The sequence below is a fragment of the Sphingomonas segetis genome (assembly GCF_009720245.1).
Lineage (GTDB): Bacteria > Pseudomonadota > Alphaproteobacteria > Sphingomonadales > Sphingomonadaceae > Sphingomicrobium > Sphingomicrobium segetis.
The window spans coordinates 1-1724 of record NZ_WJSQ01000270.1 but is presented as its reverse complement, the minus strand read 5'-3'; the positions used below and the strand labels follow the sequence as shown (position 1 = coordinate 1724).

The following is a 1724-nucleotide window of genomic DNA, read 5'->3' as shown; positions in this document are numbered from 1 at the left end:
GTGCGCCTTCATCGCGGGCCGCTCCGGCCGCTGGACCGGAGCGGGCTTGAGGCGCTTGAGCGCTTCGGCCGCCGCGGCGAAACCCTGCGGAAGCGGGGTCACCGCGATCTTCTGGCGAGTCGTGCGCTCGATGTCGCGCAGGTTGCCACGCTCCTCGGGGCTGCAGAAGGCAACCGCGATGCCGTCCGCTCCGGCGCGCGCGGTGCGGCCGATGCGGTGGACATATTGCTCCGGCACGTCGGGCAGGTCGAAGTTGACGACATGGCTGACGCCCGGGATGTCGATCCCACGCGCGGCGATGTCGGTGGCGATCAGCACCGCCATCTGGCCCGACTTGAACGCGGCGATCGCACGCTCGCGCTGCGGCTGCGACTTGTTGCCGTGGATCGCACCGGCGGCGATGCCAGCGGCCTCGAGCTGACGGACGATCTTGTCGGCGCCGTGCTTCGTGCGGCTGAATACCAGCGTCCGTTCGACCCCATGGGACTGAAGGAACAGCGTCAGCAACGCGGTCTTTTCAGCCTGATTGACCATGGTCACGCTCTGCTCGACGCGGTCGACGGTGGTCGCCGCGGGCGCGACCGACACTTCCGCGGGGTTGGTGAGATATTTGTCGGCAAGCTCCTTGATCGCCCTCGGCATGGTGGCCGAGAAGAACAGGGTCTGCCGCTTGGGCGGGACCAGCGCGACGATGCGCTTGAGGGCATGGATGAAACCGAGATCGAGCATCTGGTCGGCCTCGTCGAGGACGAGGATTTCGAGCTCGCGGAGGCTCAGCGCGCGCTGGTCGATGAGATCGAGCAGGCGGCCGGGGGTGGCGACCAGCACATCGAGGCCGCGCGAAACGGTACGCACGCTCTTGCTGTTGGGCGTGCCGCCGAAGATGACGCCGACCGAGAGACGCATGAACTTGCCATAGGCTTCAGCGCTGCCGGCAATCTGCGAGGCAAGCTCGCGGGTGGGCGCGAGCACCAGCATGCGGACCTGGCCGGGCTTGAGATATTCGCGCTTGCCAGCGAGCCGGTCGAGCGAAGGCAGCATGAAAGCCGCGGTCTTGCCGGTGCCGGTCTGGGCGATGCCCAAGAGGTCGCGGCCGGTCAGGACTGTGGGGATCGCCTTGAGCTGGATCGGCGTCGCCTGGGCATAATTCCTGGCCGCGAGCGCGTCGAGAAGGGGCTTGGAGAGCCCGAGAGAATGAAAAGACATGAAGAGTCCAATATGAAAACGGCCGCGCGAAATGCGCGGTCCGAGGGGGTCAAAAGCGCGCCCCGCGTGAATTGGAGAGCAAATCGGTCGAGGCGCGGGCCGGGTCCTCACACTTGCGAGACCGTTCACGCCGCTTTGGAAAAGCGCCTCGTGTTGCACTGCAATATAGAGACTTCCCTAAGAAAGTCCACCTCGGCATCAGGCCGGGCTGATTTGCCCCGGCTGGACGTGGAAGCGGGACGCATCGCCGATCCCTTCGAACAGCGTCGCTTCGGTCGCCGTCATCCACACCTGCCCGCGGCCTTCGAGCCGCACGAAGAGAGCCGCGCGCCGTTTTGGGTCGAGGTGCGCGGCGACTTCGTCGAGGAGCAGCGCCGGCGGCGCGCCGCGGCACTCCGTGACGAGGTCGGCGTGGGCGAGCACGAGGCCGAGCAGAAGCGCCTTCTGCTCGCCGGTCGAGGAGCTGGCGGCCGGCATTTGCTTGGCGCGGTGGGTGACGGCAAGGTCCTGCCGGTGCG

The 1724-nt window shown here is 67.1% G+C and carries 1 protein-coding gene and 1 pseudogene; both read right to left on the bottom strand.

The features are described from left to right. Positions 1-1206: DEAD/DEAH box helicase (locus GH737_RS14670; protein ID WP_155265501.1), on the bottom strand; the 1206-nt coding region annotated here is incomplete at its 3' end. Positions 1207-1404: 198 nt separating this feature from the next. Then, positions 1405-1724: pseudogene (locus tag GH737_RS15565) on the bottom strand (DNA replication/repair protein RecF); the annotation flags it as partial.